The organism is Ulvibacterium sp. (assembly GCF_965248315.1).
In the GTDB taxonomy this organism is placed as follows: Bacteria; Bacteroidota; Bacteroidia; order Flavobacteriales; family Flavobacteriaceae; genus Ulvibacterium.
Window position 1 is genome coordinate 1,788,399 of record NZ_CBDFIX010000002.1, and the last position, 17,687, is coordinate 1,806,085.

The window sequence follows — 17,687 nt, forward strand, 5'->3', positions numbered from 1 at the left end:
GAATGAGCAAAAAGGTTTTTTGGATGCGTGAAGTGGTTATTTGATCGATCAAAGGGCTAAAACAAACTCTTTTAAGTCTTGTTTTTGGGATTTTCCTGTTTTTCAGTACCGTTTAGATCCCCTAAGTTTACGGAGTATAATAGATCCATGCGAAGCAATCTGTACATAACGTTATTGTTCCTGATACTTTTTTCCACTGTACTTCCTCAGGTAAGTGGGAGCTCTGCCCAGATGGAAATTAAAGGTTCGGTAAAGGGCAGGGAAACGGGAGTGCCCATATCCAGTGTTGAGGTTTCTACAAATACAGGGGAGTTTGTGCTGACCAATGCTTTGGGAGAGTTTACAATACGTGTTCAAATAGGGGATCAGCTAATTTTCACAAGTTCCGAATTTGAAACGGTAAGGCATACCATCACCAGTAATGAGGATGTGGATGTTTTGGTCGAAGGATATGTTGGAAACAACAGGAAGGCCAGAAAAAGTAGCCTTTCAAATAGAGCAATACCCGCACATCAAACCCTTTTGGATTCGGCCGATTTATACAAAAAAACCGATATCGAAAAGAGTATAGACTTCATTGCACAATCTATTTCTAGATTGGGTAAGCGGGGAAATAAAAAGGAATTGGCCCGTTCGCTGACCAAGTTAGGAGAGGTATACCTATATCACAGACAATATGATTTGGCCATAGACAATCTTAAGGATGCCAATGAGGCCAATAAGACCGTAAAAGCTTCTCTTTTATTGGGTGAGGCCTATTTGAGGAATAAGGAATTCGACGCAGCGAGTACCACGCTTTTACCTTTGCTAAAAATAAAGCAACTGGAGCCATACCGCAAGACGGAGCTTTACGAATTTTTAGGGGATGCCTTCCAAGGCCAGAAGCAGTTGGATAAGGCTATTGCCTATTATGAAACGGGGTTACAAGTCGCCAAAAAAAATCAGATTACCCCAAAGATGACCGACCTCACTTCCAAAATTGCGGATGCCTATGCAAATGAAAACCGGACCATTGAGGCGGAAGGCTTTTATGGCAATTCCTTGGAACTTGCCAAACAACAAGCACCTCAAAGGGCTATTCAGGAGAAGGAAAAAGTCGCCGATTTTTACAATAAAAAAAACAGATATGATGAGGAAATAAAGCTGCGAAAAAAAACGCTGAGCGAGCTTAAGGAAATTTCGGGCCCTGTTGTAGATAATGGCAACTCAGTTTTAACTAGAGTGCCAGATACCATTACTTCCCAGCGTATCAATTACAAGATTGCCAATGCCTACATTGCCCAGGACAAGTATGACGAGGCCCTTCCCTATTTGGAGCGCAGTATCGTTGAGGCCGATTCTGAGGATGATCTGGTGGTGCAGAAGGACGCCACACGAAAATTGTCAGAAATCTATAAGTACAAGGGCGATTATTCCAGGGCTCTGGAAAGTTATCAAGAGTATGTGGCCTTGGTAGATACCCTATACGCACGTAAGGAACAAGAAATTTCCAGTGCCGCAAGGTTTAATCGCGAGGTTGCGGCCAAACAAAGCAGGATTACCGGACTGGAGCAAGAACGTGAACTTTCCCAAAGCAAATATGATTTGGCCCTTACGGAACAACAACTGATCCAGGAAAGCAATAAACGACAAAAATGGATTATCTATTCCTTGATTTTTGGGATGATCCTTACCGCTTTGGCCGCCTTTTTCTTTTATAGAAGTAATCAACAGCAGAAACTGGCCAATAATTTGCTTGCGTTAAAATCGTTGCGCTCACAGATGAATCCCCACTTTATTTTTAATGCGCTAAATTCCGTGAATAACTATATAGCAAAGAGTGATGAGCGAAGTGCCAACAGGTATTTAAGTGAGTTCTCTACCTTAATGCGTTCCGTGTTGGAGAATTCCGAGGAGGACTTCATCCCGCTTTCAAAGGAACTGGAACTGTTGGAACTGTACGTAAAATTGGAACATTCCCGTTTCCCGGACAAGTTTGACTATGAGATAGTTGTAAGCGAAGATTTGGATATCGAATCCTATCAAATTCCACCTATGCTACTTCAACCCTACATAGAAAATGCAATTTGGCATGGCTTACGTTACAAAAAGGAAATGGGGTACTTAAAAATATGTTTAAAACAACAGGATAAGGAGACTTTGGAGATAAAAATAGTGGATAACGGGATTGGAAGGAAGAAATCAGCCGAGTTGAAGACCAAAAACCAAAAAAAACAAAAATCCAAGGGTACGGGAAATATCGCGAAACGGATTGCCATATTAAATGATATGTACAAGAATAGGATAGCGATTCATATTTCGGACTTGAATCCGGACGGTACAGGTACTCAAGTAACCTTTACCCTAAAAAAGAAGTAATGGAGATTAATGCAATTATTGTTGAGGATGAGGCCAGTAGCCGGGAAATCCTTAGAAACTATATAAACAAGTACACGAAGGAAGTTAATTTAAAGGGAGAGGCTGCTTCCATAAAGGAAGGATTGGACTTGATAAAAGAACATTCATTGGATTTGGTTTTTTTGGATGTGGAAATGCCTTTTGGTAATGCATTCGATTTTTTGGATCAGATTCCGGAGCGCACGTTCGAAACGGTTTTTGTCACTGCCTATGACCACTATGCCAAGGATGCGCTGAACCAACATGCTGCATACTATTTGATGAAACCCATTAACATTGATGAATTGGTCAAAGCCGTGGATTATGTGAAGGAAATTAAACAACGTGAGGCCTATTTGGAAGATCGGGTACTGCAACCGAAACTTAAGGCGGTGAAAGGAAAAATTACTTTGCCCCAACAGGATGGTTTTCAAGTGTTGAACGTATCGGATATTCTATATTGCAAAGCGGACGACAATTACACCGAAATCTATTTGGAAAACAAGAAGATACTGGTGAGCAAAACCTTAAAATATTTTGAAGAGGCTCTTTCGGATTTTTCCTTCGCCCGTATCCATAAGTCCTTTTTGGTCAATGTTAATGAGGTGGTAAAATATAGGAAGGGTAAGGGAGGTAGCGTAGTAATCTCAAATGGGAAGGAACTTTTGGTATCAGCCTCTAAAAAAAAGGAATTGTTATCCTATTTTTGAAAAGAATGAAGGTTTATGAAATACACTATTTTTTTCTTTTTTACCAAACACCAAACACCAAACACCAAACACCAAACACCAAACACCAAACACCAAACACCAAACACCAAACACCAAACACCAAACACCAAACACCAAACACCAAACACCAAACACCAAACACTTAACACCGAATCATGCCAATTATAAAGACCATTAATGGAAAAACCCCACAGATAGGAAAGGATTGCTTTATTGCAGAAAATGCGGTCATAGTTGGCGAAGTACATATGGGCGATCTTTGCAGCATTTGGTTCAATACAGTGGTTCGTGGGGACGTTCACTACATAAAAATGGGGGACAAGGTAAACGTTCAGGACGGTGCAGTCATCCATTGTACCTATCAAAAATCGCCTACTACCATAGGCAATAATGTCTCCATTGGCCATAATGCCATTGTTCACGGGTGTACTATTAAGGACAATGTATTGGTAGGGATGGGGAGTATTATCATGGACGATTGCATAGTGGAAAGTAATAGTATCATTGCCGCCGGCGCGGTTGTTACCAAGGGGACCCATGTACCTTCCGGAAGTGTCTTCGCGGGCATGCCGGCCAAAAAAATCAAGGACATAAGCCCTGAATTAAGTTCTGGGGAAATAGATAGGATTGCCAACGCCTACGTAAAGTATTCAAGTTGGTTCAAATAGCATGTCAACAGTCCTGTTTAGAGGGTACGGGTAAACTCCTGGATGGTAATCCAAAAAAGAGATAATCCAAATTAACCGACAATCTTTAATTCCTATATTTGTGGGGTCAAAACATAAATTATGAACGCACACGTATTTCCAGGTCAGGGGGCTCAATTTGTGGGAATGGGCTTAGATCTTTATGAAAAATATCCCATTGCCCAAGAGATGTTTGCACAGGCCAATGATATTCTTGGTTTTTCCATTACCGATATTATGTTCGAAGGTACTGCGGAAGACTTAAAACAGACCAAGGTAACCCAGCCCGCCATCTTTTTACATTCGGTCATTTTGAGCAAGGTTATGGGCGACGATTTTAAACCTGATAGCGTTGCAGGACATTCACTAGGCGAATTCTCAGCTTTGGTGGCCAATGGTACCTTAAGTTTTGAAAACGGGGTTCAACTGGTCTCCCGTAGGGCTATGGCCATGCAAAAGGCCTGTGAGCTAAAACCGGGAACCATGGCCGTGGTATTGGGGTTGGACGATGCAGCGGTGGAAAAGACATGCGCGGAGATTTCCGGTATTGTAGTTCCTGCAAATTACAATTGCCCAGGTCAGTTGGTCATTTCGGGGGAAGTGGATGCTATAAATGAAGCTTGTGTAAAACTAAAGGAAGCTGGTGCTAGAAGGGCCATGGCGTTACCTGTTGGTGGGGCATTTCATTCCCCATTGATGGAACCCGCAGGGGAGGAGTTGGCGGCAGCCATTGAAGAGACTACGTTTAGTGATCCAAGATGCCCCATTTACCAGAATGTAAGCACTACTGCAGTTAGTCATCCATCGGAAATCAAGAAAAATTTGATTGCTCAATTAACGGCCCCGGTAAAGTGGACCCAGAGCATACGGAATATGTCCAAGGACGGCACTTCCAAATTTATAGAAGTAGGTCCTGGAAAGGTATTGCAAGGGTTAATAAAGAAAATTGCACCGGATGTGGAAACCTTCGCTGCTGAAACGTAATAGTTCAAGTTTGCCATTGAATTCGGTATTTCATCCGAAAAACACCTATTTAATCTTTTAATTTAAGGACTGGATTATTTTTTTAGTAATATTGAGCCCATTTTGGATAACCTACCGACCCCACTTGAATTTGAATTCTTGGAATTCAATATCTGTTAGTTGTGCCGATGATTTGTACAAGTCAAAACGGCGTCGGCAAACTACACCTTAACTGTTTTTTGGGTTGAGGTGTAAACAAGTAAAAAGTGAAAAAGAAAAAAACTATGGACACCCCATCCAAAAACGCCCATGCCCTCAAAGACCTTTGGTTGTCTTTTCTATTCTTGTTTTTGGGTATTGTAGCGTATTCCCAGGAGTTTTCCGTTACTGCGATTGGTGATGCGAACGAAGATGGAAGTACAACAGCTACATTCAGATTTACACGTGGTGCCTCCCTTAACGGTAATGATATCACTGTAACTTTTTCGGTTGGTGATATTGGTGATACGGCTGCTTCAGGCGTCGACTACACACCACCTGCCAGTACATCCATTCTATTTCCGGGAAGTATTATTGCCACTTCAATTGATATTAACATTGCGAGTATTGCCGATTTGCTTATTGAAGGTGATGAAACCTTAACGGTGGCGCTGCAAACCGTTTCCGAAGGAACCATAAGCTTAACGGACAATAGTGCAGTGGCAAGTATCATCGATGATGATCAAGGTTTGGTTAGCATTTCGGTTTCCGATGGGGATGCAGCGGAACCTTCCAACGACGGGGAATATACCATTACTTTAGGCGGTGTCAACGGTACCGGTGGGGCAATCACCATATTTTTTGAGGTAGGAGGTGCAAGTACGGCCACGGAAGGTGTGGATTTTGCTACTTTTCCAGCTTCGATCGATATCATTGATGGACAACAGACCGCTACGTTGACTTTAGATGTTTTGGACGATACGGACATCGAACAACCTGAAATTGCTCGTATCCGAATGGATAATACAAGTAATACAACACTTTTTCCTATTGATTTGGTCAATGATCGCGTAGATATTACCATTCAAGACGATGACTGTTTTGCGGGATTTACCGCACCCACCATATTGGGAGGCAATCCGACCGAGTTTTGTGATTCCACTGGGGAAAGTTTGGATGATTTTGTGCAAGGAAGCGCGGGAAGTGCGCCCACAGGAGCTGAATTACGCTGGAGTACCAATCCGAATCCAGCCGGTGCAGGAGATTTGTTGGCTGCCAATCCGTCCGTAACAGTTTCGGACACCTATTACGCGGTCTATTGGGATGCTGCCAACGTTTGTTTTAGTCCGACATCATCCGTAACACTTACCTTTGGTACAACGCCTTCGATTACAGATACAACTGAGGATTCCAGATGTGGTCCGGGAACACTTACATTGAGTGCCACCGCTAGTGCTGGCACTCTAAGCTGGTTCGCTGCATCGACGGGAGGTTCAAGTATCGGAACAGGTACAAGTTTTGTGACTCCAAATATAACCACGACTACAACGTATTATGTAGAGGCCTCCCTAAATGGCTGTACTTCCACCAGAACAGCGGTAATAGCTACAGTCGATCCCATTCCGGTTATCACGGGCACCACCCCTGATTCCAGATGTGGCCCCGGAGTGGTAACATTGGGCGCTACTGCTAGTACTGGGACCCTAAGCTGGTATGCGGTACCCACCGGCGGTACGAGCATTGGTACGGGGACGAGTTTTTCAACGCCTAGTATAACAACGACAACCACCTATTATGTAGAGGCTACCCTAAACGGTTGTACCTCTGCAAGAAGTGCTGTTGTCGCCACGGTAAGCGATCAGCCATCAGCAGGGAATACTACCAACGCCAACGCTTGTACTGATGATAATTTTGGAGAGACGGAGATAGATTTGGACGATTTGATAGAAAATAATGATTCTGGGGATTGGGCATTTACTTCGGGTCCTGCCACTATTAACCCTGGAGGAGGCAATCGGGTGGATTTTGAAGGCGAACCACTGGGCACCTATGTGTATACCTATACTACCGATAATGCCGTAGTTCCATGTACCAACGAGTCTGTTGATGTAACCATTACTGTTATTGATTGCGACCCTTGTACCGCTGGAAACTTGGCACCGACCCTAAATCCTAGTGCCCCGGATACGGATTATTGTGGGGATAGTATTGTATTGGATTTGGATGATTTTGTTACGGGTAGCGGACCGGTGGGGACTGAATTGCGATGGAGTACCGTTTCCGATACTTCGGATGAAGCGGCCCACCTGTTATCAAGTGCTATAAACGTGTCTAACGGGGGATCTTACTTTGGTTTTTACTGGGATGATGTCAATAGTTGTGCCAGCCCGTTTTTGGAAGTGACGTTGGCATTACGGCCCATTCCGGTTATCACATCAACCACAGATGGTGAACGTTGCGGTCCAGGACCTGTGGAACTACAGGTAACTGGAAACGTTCCGGGACAGAGCCAACCCCCGACCTTTAATTGGTATACTGTGCCTACAGGTGGTGCGGCCCTTTTTTCGGGATCTACCGTTATGCCGGATTTAAGCGCAACAACCACCTATTATGTAGAAGCTACGGCGGATGGTTGTGTTTCATCACCGAGACAAGAAGTAATCGCTACCGTTGTACCTGAAGTTTCCCCCGGTATTGCAACCAATGGATCTTCATGTAACGATGCGGCTTTTGGCAGTACCACCCTAGATTTGGCAGATCAATTGACCGGGGAAGATGCCGGTGAATGGACGGTGACTTCACAACCTGCTGGCGGAACCATTGTAGACGGAATTAATGTAATCGATTTTGAAGGTCAACCGGATGGCGATTATGTGTTTACCTATACCACTACAGGGGCCCAGGCACCCTGTGTGAACGAATCTTCCACGGTGACCATTTCTGTAAGCAGTTGTGATACGGATGTAGACGGTGATGGCTTATTGGGTGGTGAAGAAGCCGCTCTAGGAACGGACCCAAATAATGCGGATACGGATGGTGACGGAATTGACGACGGTGAGGAAGTGGGGAACGATGTCCAAAATCCGTTGGACGAGGATGACGACGGTATTATCGATGCCCTGGACTCCAATGTTCTAGACAGCGATTTGGATGGTGTTGTAGATCAATTGGATCCCGCAAACGACAATCCATGTGTTCCATCCAGACAAAACGGCCAGTGCGATTTTGACATGGATGATATTTCAGATTTGGATGAAGAGGCCAACGGTTCTGATCCCGATGATCCCTGTGATCCCGATCCGGACCATCCCAATTGTAATCCAACCCCAATAGATTTAGAGATTACGAAAGTTGTGGACAATGCAAATGCCGTTATCGGCAGTCAAGTAACATTTACGATTACGGTAACCAATTTATCCGATCGGGATGCCAGTGGTATTTTGATAGGAGATCTTTTGGAGATGGGCTTTGAATTTGTTTCCGATGAACCTTCGGTAGGCACGTATGATGAAAATACCGGGGATTGGACCATCCCGGCACTGGCCGCGTCCGAGCAGGCCACCCTTACCATCATTGCCAATGTTTTGGAAGGAGGGCCCTATACCAATACCGCGGAACTTTTGGATTCCTTTCCTTTGGATGAAACTACGGCCAATAATAGCGCCACCGTTACTTTGAACATTGACCTCCCTGAAGGAATAGATTTGGTCATGCAAAAACTGGCACGAATCGGAAATGGTTCAAATTCCGTTAACATATATCCTTTGGTGGGACAAGAAATAACATTCGTATTGATTGTTACCAATGAATCTACTGAGGGTGATGTAATTTCCAATATAGAGGTGGAGGATATTTTGCCTTCAGGTCCGGATGGCCGGATAGATAATATTTCAGCTAGTGCCGATATTGGGACATACAATACCGACACTGGGATATGGCAAATTCCGAGCTTGCAAAGGGGGCAGGAGGCTACTCTTGAGATTACGGGAACCATACTTTCAGTTGTGGGTACTTTTGCGAATACCGCAACTATTTTAAGATCTTCCCCGGCGGATGGTAATCCGGGCAATAACCAGGCCACGGCCACGGTTACGGTTAGCTTACCTACCGAAGCTGATCCAGGATTTGTGTTCAACCAGTTTTCGCCCAATGGGGATGGCACCAATGATTTCTTGACAATAAGGGATATCGGAACCTTTACCAATACTTCTTTGGAGGTATTTAATCGTTATGGGAATCAAGTGTTCGCTACAAGTAATATGCAGGATGACAATGTTTGGGATGGGACTTGGAAGAATGAGCAAGCGCCGGATGGCACGTATTTTTACATATTAGATCTTGGGGACGGTTCCCAACCAAGAAAAGGCTGGATTCAGCTTATTAGATAACGTTTCAATGGCATACAACATAGGTATATCACCACCATATAAATACATTTATTTTTTCCTTGCACTTGTTGCTCTATGCAATACATATAGGGGTGAAGCCCAGAAGGAGCCCCAGTATACACAATATATGTACAATATTGGCAGCTTTAACCCCGCATATGTGGGTACCGTGGAAAACCCTGAGATTATTGGATTGTATCGCGCGCAGTGGTTGGATATTCCCGGATCGCCAAGAACCATTCGCTTTGGGGTCAATTTTCCATTTGAAAACAAGAAACACGGTCTTGGGTTTAATGTAGTTAACGATCAATTGGGACCCGTAACCCAAACTTACGTTGATCTCTCTTATTCGTACCAATTTAACGTTACCTATAATACTATGTTATCGTTTGGGATGGATGTTGGTGGAGGTTTTTTGGATGTTGATTTCTCTAAAGGAACATTTGAAAACCCTGGAGAACCAATATTGAATCGTAGTCCCCTCAACAATTTTTACCCCACCATTGGGGCGGGATTGTTTTTGTACAGTGAGGATGTTTGGTATTTTGGGCTCTCCATACCTAACTTTCTAACTGATGGAATTTATGATGAAGATGTCGCCGCCATTGTGGAGGACAACATACATTTGAATATTATTGGGGGATATGTCTTTGACCTATCGGAGACCTTAAAGTTTAAGCCGGCCTTTTTATTAAATTATGTAAGTGGGGCACCTTTGAACACGAATATCTCTGCAAATTTTTTAATTAACGATAGGTTTACGGCAGGAGCTTCCTATCGTATAGATAATGCCATTAGCGGATTGGCCGGGTTCCAAGTTTCAAGTAGCACCTTTATCGGATATTCTTACGACTATAACACCAATTTACTCGGGGAATTCAATAATGGTTCCCATGAAATTATTCTTAAGTTTTATTTAGGTAAGGGCAAGGGGCGTTCAAAAGATGAGAAACCGGATATTAAAGACCAACCAAAACAAATTGATACACCAAGGTTTTTTTAAATGATATTCCTATGAGAACACGACTTTTATTGTTGGCCTTTTGGGTAGTATCTACCGTTGGCCTGGCTCAGGAAAAAATGACAAAGGCGGACAAGTTGTTCTACAGTTATTCCTATGCAAATGCGATTGAGGCCTACCAAAAACAGATGCGGAACGGAAAATTGATGACCAACCATCAGTTTTTAAATCTTGCCGATTCCTATTTTCATACCGGAGATTATAAAAATGCTTCCAAACTGTATTTGCAGGTCAATGCCAAGGACACCATAATGTCCGTTCATCAATTTAACAAGATGTTACAGAGTATGGTCAAAAACTCGGAGAAGGACCGACTAAATGCGTTTTTGGACACAAAAAAGGAAATGCTTCCTATAGAGTTAATGGAAAATATGGACTTCAATTCCGAACTGCTCAAGGCTGAATCTGAATCGGATAAGGACTTTCAAATTTTCAATCTAGAGATAAATAGCCCTCAGGCCGATTTCTCACCTTCATTTTATAAGGATAGATTGCTCTTTAGTAGTTCGCGGCCACAAAAATCAAAAAAGATATATGAGCCCTCGGGAGATTCCTTTTTGGATATTTATGTAGGTAGGGTTGGATCCAACGGAGATGTGCTTAATGCCAATACCTTTGCGACTATACCGGACTCCAAATATCACAAGGCAACCCCTTATTATTCGGAAAGCATAGATCGATTTTTTTATATCCTTTCCAATACAGAGGATGATAGACTTGCCTTTGATGAGAACGGCAAAAATTCACTGGCCCTGGGTATGGTATACCCCAATGGGTTTTTTAGATTTCTCTTAAAGGATTTGAGTACATCGTTCTACTATCCATTTTTTCAGGATTCGACCAATAGGATTTATTTTGCGGCAAATTTTGAGGATAGTCTGGGAGGTACTGATATTTACTATGTAAATACGAATAATGGACAAATTATGTCTGAACCCTTTAACTTGGGTCCTCGTGTTAATACGGCTGGAAATGAAATAGCGCCCTATATTTTTGAAGGAAGCTTATACTTTTCCTCGGATGTCTTTTATGGCTTGGGCGGAATGGACATCTATAAAAGCAATATTCAGCCAGATGGAACCTTTACTATCCCTGTTAATTTGGGAAGTAGCATTAACTCCCCCTCTGATGATTTCGGTTTCATAATTGAAGAAAACGTTTTTGGCGGTTATTCTGGATATTTTTCATCCAATCGTAAAGGTGGTAAGGGAGGTGATGATATCTATGGATTTAAAATTAATCGTGTTCCGGGATTAAAAACCTTGATTTTACGTGGAAGTGTTGCCGAAATTGGGCAAAGACAGGAAATCGAAAAGGCATCCGTAAAAATTTTGGACGGAAATGAAAACTTGATCAAGGAAGTATATACTGATGAAGAAGGCAAGTTTCAAGTAGAGCTTCCTTGGAGAGATGTTGTACATTTGGAAGTTGGCAAAGACAGATATTCCGAGTTTAAGGCGAAATATGACGAAAAGGGCTTAGCAGAGATTCAAGAAAATCCTTTGGGTATTGAATTGCTGTACCTGGAAAGTGTGGTGACCGAAAAAGAGGACAAGACCGTTTTAAAACTAAAAGACTTTCTTTTTGCCAGGGGAGCCAGCAATCTTTCTCCGGATATTATGGCCGAACTAGATAAAGCCATAGTGGTTGCACAAAAATTTCCTAAAATGCGTCTTCGAATTGAATCCCATACGGATAGTCGTGGAAGTAAATATGCCAATAAAAGGCTATCCACCCAACGTGCGGAGGCAGTCCAAAACTATCTTTTGGGAAAAGGGGTGCCAGCGGCCAATATTTTATCTGTTGAAGGTTTTGGGGAGGAAAAAATACTCAACAACTGTACGGACGGGGTCTATTGTCTGGATTTTTTACACAATCAAAATTTGCGCACACTGATTGTGATTGAAAACTATGCGGAACTGGAATAAAAGTTTGCAAAACCCTTTCTATAGGTATAATTTGAGAATGGGGCTGTATTAAAAAACAATCATCCAAAAATAGAGGAGAGAAAAAAGGGATAGAAAAACAATTCCCAGATAAGTAAGGATTCGGAGTGCTTTTTTAGGGCGATGAGTTTCCGGAATTTCTTCACTCATAACGTTTTTGAGATTCATATATCCTATAATTGGGGCTACTACAAAGGATACAAAGGTTGCCAAGGCGACCAACTCTCCCATGTTTGCACTAAAAGTGGCGATTACCGCAAAATTGACAGCAGCCAGAACAAGAACGCCCAATGCGAAATAACCTTTTTTTCCGGTCAATTTAACTCGCGGATTCAATAAGTCCATAATGTCCAAAGCTACACGGGTAACGGCATCATGTGCCGTCATACAAGTGCTGAACATGGTTGCGAAAGCCGAAATGGCAATAAATATATAAGCCCAAGGTCCAATATGGGTAGTGAATAATTGTACTACTTGATCAGCAAAGGTTATTGCATTTCCGCTAAGTTCGGTTTGGGTCCCATAAAGTGTCATCCACCCGATTACCAGGAAAAAGATGGCCAACAGCGCCGTCATAAAATAGCCGGTATTAAACTCCTGCAATGACTCCTTTAAAGAAGGTTTCCCGTGCTGTCCTTTCCATTTTTCGATGCTCCATAGGCTTACCCAACTAGACGCTTCTACGGTGGTTGGCATCCATCCCATTAGGCTTATTAAGAACAAAATCCCGATTTCGTTAAAAATTGGAGGTGGAGTAAAATCCTCTACTTCCGTCACTTGTCCCTTAAAAACCACAAGAGCAGTGGTTACGATTAAGGCAATGAATAAAATTGATACTACAAATTTCAGGGAAACCTCTAAGAACTTATAACGGCCAACAATCAACAAGGAACTTATAAATGCAAATAGTCCCAAAGCCACCATGCCAACCGAAACGCCCGAAACCTTGAAAAGATTAATGAAAAGACCTGCGGTCACCGTATATAGGGCCGCCAAGATCGTAAATGTTGTTATTAATGTAATAAAGGCATAGAACCATAAATATCCCCTACCACGGTTCAGATAACCTTCTATAAGGGTTTTATTGGTGACATTGGTATAGCGTACACCAAACTCAAAAAAAGGATACTTGAACACATTGGCCAATACAATGGGAATAATCATGGCCCAACCATATTGGGCCCCTGCTTTGGTGGAAAGTACCAAATGCGAGGTGCCAATAGCCATACTGGCGAACAAGAGACCCGGTCCGAGGTTTCTCAAAAGCGTCTTGATTTTTGACATAGCTTAGGGGTTAGTTGGGCCTAAAATAAGGTATTTTGGATTAAACCAAGAAATGTATTATTTTATCTCTATGGGCTCTCCATAGAATTTGGGTTGGGTATTGAACAAAAGATCAAGAAAGACCTTGACCCTAGCAAAATATTCGCGAAACTGTACCTTAAAACCCTGTTGGCCGGTAATGTCCCGAGCATTATAACCAATGGCCCCAAGCCCTTTTTTTTCTGCTAGAAAAATGGCCCGCTCATTATGAAATTTTTGCGAAATTACCGTTACGCTATCCAATCCAAAAACTACTTTTGCCCGGACCATTGAATCTAGGGTTCGGAAACCGGCATAGTCCAAAAAGATTCTTTCTTTGGGAACACCATGTTTTACAAGGTCCTTTTTTATGGTAGAAGGCTCGTTGTAATAAATGGTAGCATTGTCCCCACTTACAAGTATATAATCGATTTTACCTGCTTTAAAAAGCCTTACCGTTGCAGCCACCCTAAAGGTATAATACGGATTTGCCTCCCCATTGATAAGTTTTTTAGACGTTCCCAGTACCAATCCTACGCGGTTTTTAGGAATCTCATCTACATTTGAGAATGTTTTTTCTTCTGCTGATGTATGTATGATAAAGTTGCACAACACAATGAGCAGTAATGGAAGTGAAACAAGCAAAATAAAGAACTTAAGGTATTTTCTTTTCATCTTGGGTAGGGGGGAATGGTACGTAAAGGTAAGGAATTGAAGGAAATTTAGGTAGTAAATAATACGAAAGCCCAATCAAAATATACCCTGAAGTAAGGGTTGGACTATTGGATTACCTTTTTCTCAACATGGCCTCTTTTCCAAAAGATGCTCTCCTCAGTTCGGCAATGGATAGCGCAAAGGAATGTTCTAGATACCAATTCCTATTTTGTACGCTTATTTTTTATTGACCAATCCCTTGGTGAACTCGTTTAAAGTTTCCACTTTTTCCTCAAAATCCCCTTTAATGGTTTTCCGGAACTCGTTTAGGTTTTTGACCAGATCATCAATGTTGTCGGGAATAACGTCCTCAAAAAACTGACGTAAGCGCTTGGCTGTAGTAGGTGATTTCCCATTGGTTGAAATAGCCACTTTTACATTGCCTTTGGTCACAATACCGCCCATATAAAAATCACAGAACGGAGGATTATCCGCTACATTGACCAGAATACTCCGTTTTCTGCAGTCATGGTAAACCAGTTCGTTCACGGAAACATTATCCGTAGTGGCTACCACTATGTGCTTACCTTCCAAGTAACTGTGGTCATAGGCGGCTTCAATCATTTCCACATCAAATTCCTTGGCCAATGCAATGGTATCCTCCCTGAACATTTTGGAGACCATTTTAACTTGGGCGCTTGGGCTCGACTTTAACAAAAAAGTAAGTTTTTCCAAGGCTACATTGCCACCTCCTACAATAAGGACGTTAAGTTGCGATACCTTTAGGAATATGGGATAGAGTTCATTTCGTTCCATTTAATACTGCTTTAGGGTTTCAGGCACATAATTTTCGATAACAATTTTGTTTTCATTCTTTAATGGCTTTGTTAACCAATTCATAGGCCCTTTTGGAAAGTGGTAAGCGTAATGCGGCTTTCTGTCCTTTTTCGGACATTTTACGCCAGGTTTTCCGGAGAATTTCCAAGCTCTTTTCTTTGGGGTGTTTTTCGGAGAAGGGTTCAAGGTAAAACTCCAAAAACACCAAACAAATAACATCTTCCAAAGTTTGGGTGTCCTCATTTTTTTTGAGTTGTTTCTTTTCCAGAAGAAAGGAAACCTTCTCAATACTATCCGCTCCATAGCCCACTTCTTTCAGAATTTCTGAGGCTTTTTGAACGTGAAACTTCTTCAATTCCTGTCGCCATTTCAAATATCCGATACGATCCATGGGATAGGAATTCCTAGGGATTTCCCAGCGTCGGATATGCTGGCAACGAGCGGTAAGTTGTAATGCCTCTGAAGCGTTCGGTGCAAAACCGTTCAGCTTTTCGGTCATACGGATGGCATACAGCAATTCCCTCGGGTAGGTTTTTCCCAAATGCTCTTCTTTATTCGGATCTTCGCTGTTGGCCTTATCAAATAGTCGAAAAGCTTTCGATAATTTGCCTAGGTCGGACATATCTATACATTTTGTTCGAAGATACAAAAAGACCACACCGGTTGCCCTTCAATTGACAGTTGGGATACTTTTTTACGGAAGTATTTAGAATTTGAGGTAGGGTTACCCCAATTTTCCTATAGCATATGCAGCTCAAAAATATAATAGGATTTATATATTAAACATAAAGAAGGGGATACATTGATGAAGTGTATCCCCTTTCCTTTCCATGTTTAGGCAGACCTTTTAGTGAAGGCAATAGGTCTGATCTGATCTTCGGATCCGTTTACTGTCTTGTATGTTGGATAGAAAAGCAAGCCTTCCGGATTCCATGGCTGATTGATTGATGAATGTTTCCATGATATTGTTCGTTAAATGATGATGTGCCTCCACCTAATTGGGATTAGCGGTTGAAATTTCTATACTGTGCCCATTGTGCCCTCTTGCTACTGCTAAAGGTTGAGAAGTATTGTCCTGTTTTTGATTCCGTTGCCGTTTTTGTAAATGATGCTTTCATGATTTCTAGTTTTTTTATGTTGTTGTTGTTTTAAATCTGTATTAGCGATTGAAGTTTCTGTACTGTGCCCACTTTGCTCTTTTACTTCCACTGAAAGAAGAAAAATATTGTCCTGTTTTTGATTCCGTTGCCGTTCTTGTAAATGATGCTTTCATGATTTCTAGTTTTTTATGTTGTTGATGTTGTTGTTTTTTAAATCTGTATTAGCGGTTGAAGTTTCTGTACTGTGCCCACTGTGCTCTTTTGCTTCCACTGAAGGAAGAAAAGTACTGTCCTGTTTTTGATTCTGTTGCTGTCTTTGTAAATGATGCTTTCATAATTTCTAGTTTTTAATAGTTTTCTATGTTGTTTTTTAATTGACTTCTGACTAATAGACGACGCAAAATATTTTTTGTTACAGTACTATGCATAAAAAGGTACTATTTTATATATTCTTTAACATTTGTTTCGTTCGAAATAAAACTCGATTCAAGTATAAATATTTAAAAATCAGAATGTTAAAGGAACTTTTTATTTCTTGTCGTTTGAATTAAAGACCATGGCATTTTAAAAAAGTTACACTAAACCTCATTTTTTTTTTAATTCAAGCTTGATTTTTTATTTGGGATAATTAGCCAAAAAGCGGATTCGGTTTCGGAGAATTCCAAAAAACAATGGAAGAAGGGCACTTGCAATTGAAGAGTATCGCTTCAAGGAAAGTTGGGAAACAAATGATATCGCGAAGATTCGAAGATAGGCCTCCTGGCGTGATATCCTTATATAACTATTCTAGGAACAGACGATCGACAAAACCATTTCAATGGGGCACTAATTAAATTCTTGCCAGTACTTTTTTATTTTTTTTCTTAAGAACAGAACGCTGCGTTCTAGTTGATCCATACCGTCAACGCCGTCCTCAATACTTATCCACCCGTCAAAACCCACGCGCTTTAATTCGGTAAAAATGGCATCATAATCATTAAGGCCTTGACCAATTTCTCCATGGCGCAATCGCTTGGCATAGCCTACGGAATCGTTTTCCTCTTTTCTTAGATCTTCCAGGGTTCCTTGAATAAGATAGCGATCGCTGGCATGCATGGTAACCACCCTATCGGATACCCTATATAACAATTCCAAAGGGTCTTCTCCAGCGAGAAATGTATTGCTAGGATCATAATTTACACCAAAGTAGGGATGATTTATTTTATCTACTAGGGTACAGAACACATCCATTTGCTGTGCAAATTCCGGATATTCCCAAAAATCGTCCTTGTAGTGATTCTCTAAAATTAGAGTTACACCCAATTCCTCGGCTTTGGGCAAACAGGCCTCAATACATTCAGCCGCGAGGTTTACGCCTTGGTGAATCCCCAGATTGGGCCGCCGTTGACCGGATAATACCCTGCAATACGATCCGCCCAGCGCATGGGTCATTTCTATCCAATGCAATTGCTTTTGAATTTCCATTTGCCGGAAGGAGGCATCGGGATGGGTAAAATCCGGGGAACAACAGAGCATGGGGATGCTTTTTTTACAGTCTTCTACCTGCTTTCTGAATAAGGGCCAGTTGGCTTTGTTTCCCATCTCTAAAAAACCGGCATACCATTCCAGGCCATGAACATCAAGATTGTTGGCCAATTGGATCCATTCGGAAACCTTCATGGTTCCATCTTTGCAAAGGGCCTGCATAAATGCTTTTGGAAAAAC

The 17,687-nt window shown here is 41.8% G+C and carries 12 protein-coding genes; 7 read left to right on the plus strand and 5 right to left on the minus strand.

Annotated elements, in window-relative coordinates:
* The first annotated feature begins 147 nt into the window (after positions 1-147).
* From ACP2AF_RS09200 to ACP2AF_RS09230, 7 genes are all read left to right on the plus strand, one after another.
* Positions 148-2,358, plus strand: coding sequence for a histidine kinase (locus ACP2AF_RS09200; RefSeq protein ID WP_425235877.1), 2,211 nt, complete (start codon positions 148-150; stop codon positions 2,356-2,358).
* Positions 2,358-3,086, plus strand: coding sequence for a LytR/AlgR family response regulator transcription factor (locus ACP2AF_RS09205; protein ID WP_425235878.1), 729 nt, complete (start codon positions 2,358-2,360; stop codon positions 3,084-3,086). Before ACP2AF_RS09200 ends, ACP2AF_RS09205 begins: the two co-directional genes overlap by 1 nt.
* Before the next feature lie 176 nt (positions 3,087-3,262).
* Positions 3,263-3,775 carry a gamma carbonic anhydrase family protein gene (locus ACP2AF_RS09210; protein WP_425235879.1) on the plus strand — a complete coding sequence of 171 codons (513 nt, stop codon included), beginning with the start codon at positions 3,263-3,265 and terminating at the stop codon, positions 3,773-3,775.
* A 120-nt stretch (positions 3,776-3,895) separates the two neighbouring features.
* Positions 3,896-4,777 carry an ACP S-malonyltransferase gene (fabD, locus tag ACP2AF_RS09215; RefSeq protein WP_425235880.1) on the plus strand — a complete coding sequence of 294 codons (882 nt, stop codon included), beginning with the start codon at positions 3,896-3,898 and terminating at the stop codon, positions 4,775-4,777.
* 245 nt (positions 4,778-5,022) lie between these two features.
* Positions 5,023-9,123 (plus strand): gliding motility-associated C-terminal domain-containing protein, encoded by a 4,101-nt coding sequence (locus ACP2AF_RS09220; RefSeq protein ID WP_425235881.1) that lies wholly within the window; start codon positions 5,023-5,025, stop codon positions 9,121-9,123.
* 7 nt (positions 9,124-9,130) lie between these two features.
* Positions 9,131-10,126, plus strand: coding sequence for a PorP/SprF family type IX secretion system membrane protein (locus ACP2AF_RS09225; protein WP_425235882.1), 996 nt, complete (start codon positions 9,131-9,133; stop codon positions 10,124-10,126).
* 11 nt (positions 10,127-10,137) lie between these two features.
* On the plus strand, positions 10,138-12,072 hold the full coding sequence (locus tag ACP2AF_RS09230) for an OmpA family protein (RefSeq protein WP_425235883.1): 1,935 nt from the start codon (positions 10,138-10,140) through the stop codon (positions 12,070-12,072).
* 48 nt (positions 12,073-12,120) lie between these two features.
* Here ACP2AF_RS09230 and ACP2AF_RS09235 read toward each other — a convergent pair whose 3' ends face one another.
* The 5 genes from ACP2AF_RS09235 to ACP2AF_RS09255 all read right to left on the minus strand — a co-directional run bounded on the left by ACP2AF_RS09235 (position 12,121) and on the right by ACP2AF_RS09255 (position 17,669).
* Positions 12,121-13,374, minus strand: a complete 1,254-nt coding sequence (locus ACP2AF_RS09235; protein ID WP_425235884.1) for an NRAMP family divalent metal transporter — start codon at positions 13,372-13,374, stop codon at positions 12,121-12,123.
* 57 nt (positions 13,375-13,431) lie between these two features.
* Entirely contained in the window at positions 13,432-14,067 is a 636-nt protein-coding gene (locus ACP2AF_RS09240; protein ID WP_425235885.1) for a SanA/YdcF family protein, read from the minus strand.
* A gap of 216 nt (positions 14,068-14,283) precedes the next feature.
* Entirely contained in the window at positions 14,284-14,862 is a 579-nt protein-coding gene (locus ACP2AF_RS09245) for a precorrin-2 dehydrogenase/sirohydrochlorin ferrochelatase family protein (RefSeq protein ID WP_425235886.1), read from the minus strand.
* Between the two features lie 52 nt (positions 14,863-14,914).
* Positions 14,915-15,505, minus strand: coding sequence for a DUF4202 domain-containing protein (locus ACP2AF_RS09250; RefSeq protein ID WP_425235887.1), 591 nt, complete (start codon positions 15,503-15,505; stop codon positions 14,915-14,917).
* Between the two features lie 1,303 nt (positions 15,506-16,808).
* Positions 16,809-17,669, minus strand: coding sequence for a sugar phosphate isomerase/epimerase family protein (locus ACP2AF_RS09255; RefSeq protein WP_425235888.1), 861 nt, complete (start codon positions 17,667-17,669; stop codon positions 16,809-16,811).
* Between the last annotated feature and the right edge of the window lie 18 nt (positions 17,670-17,687).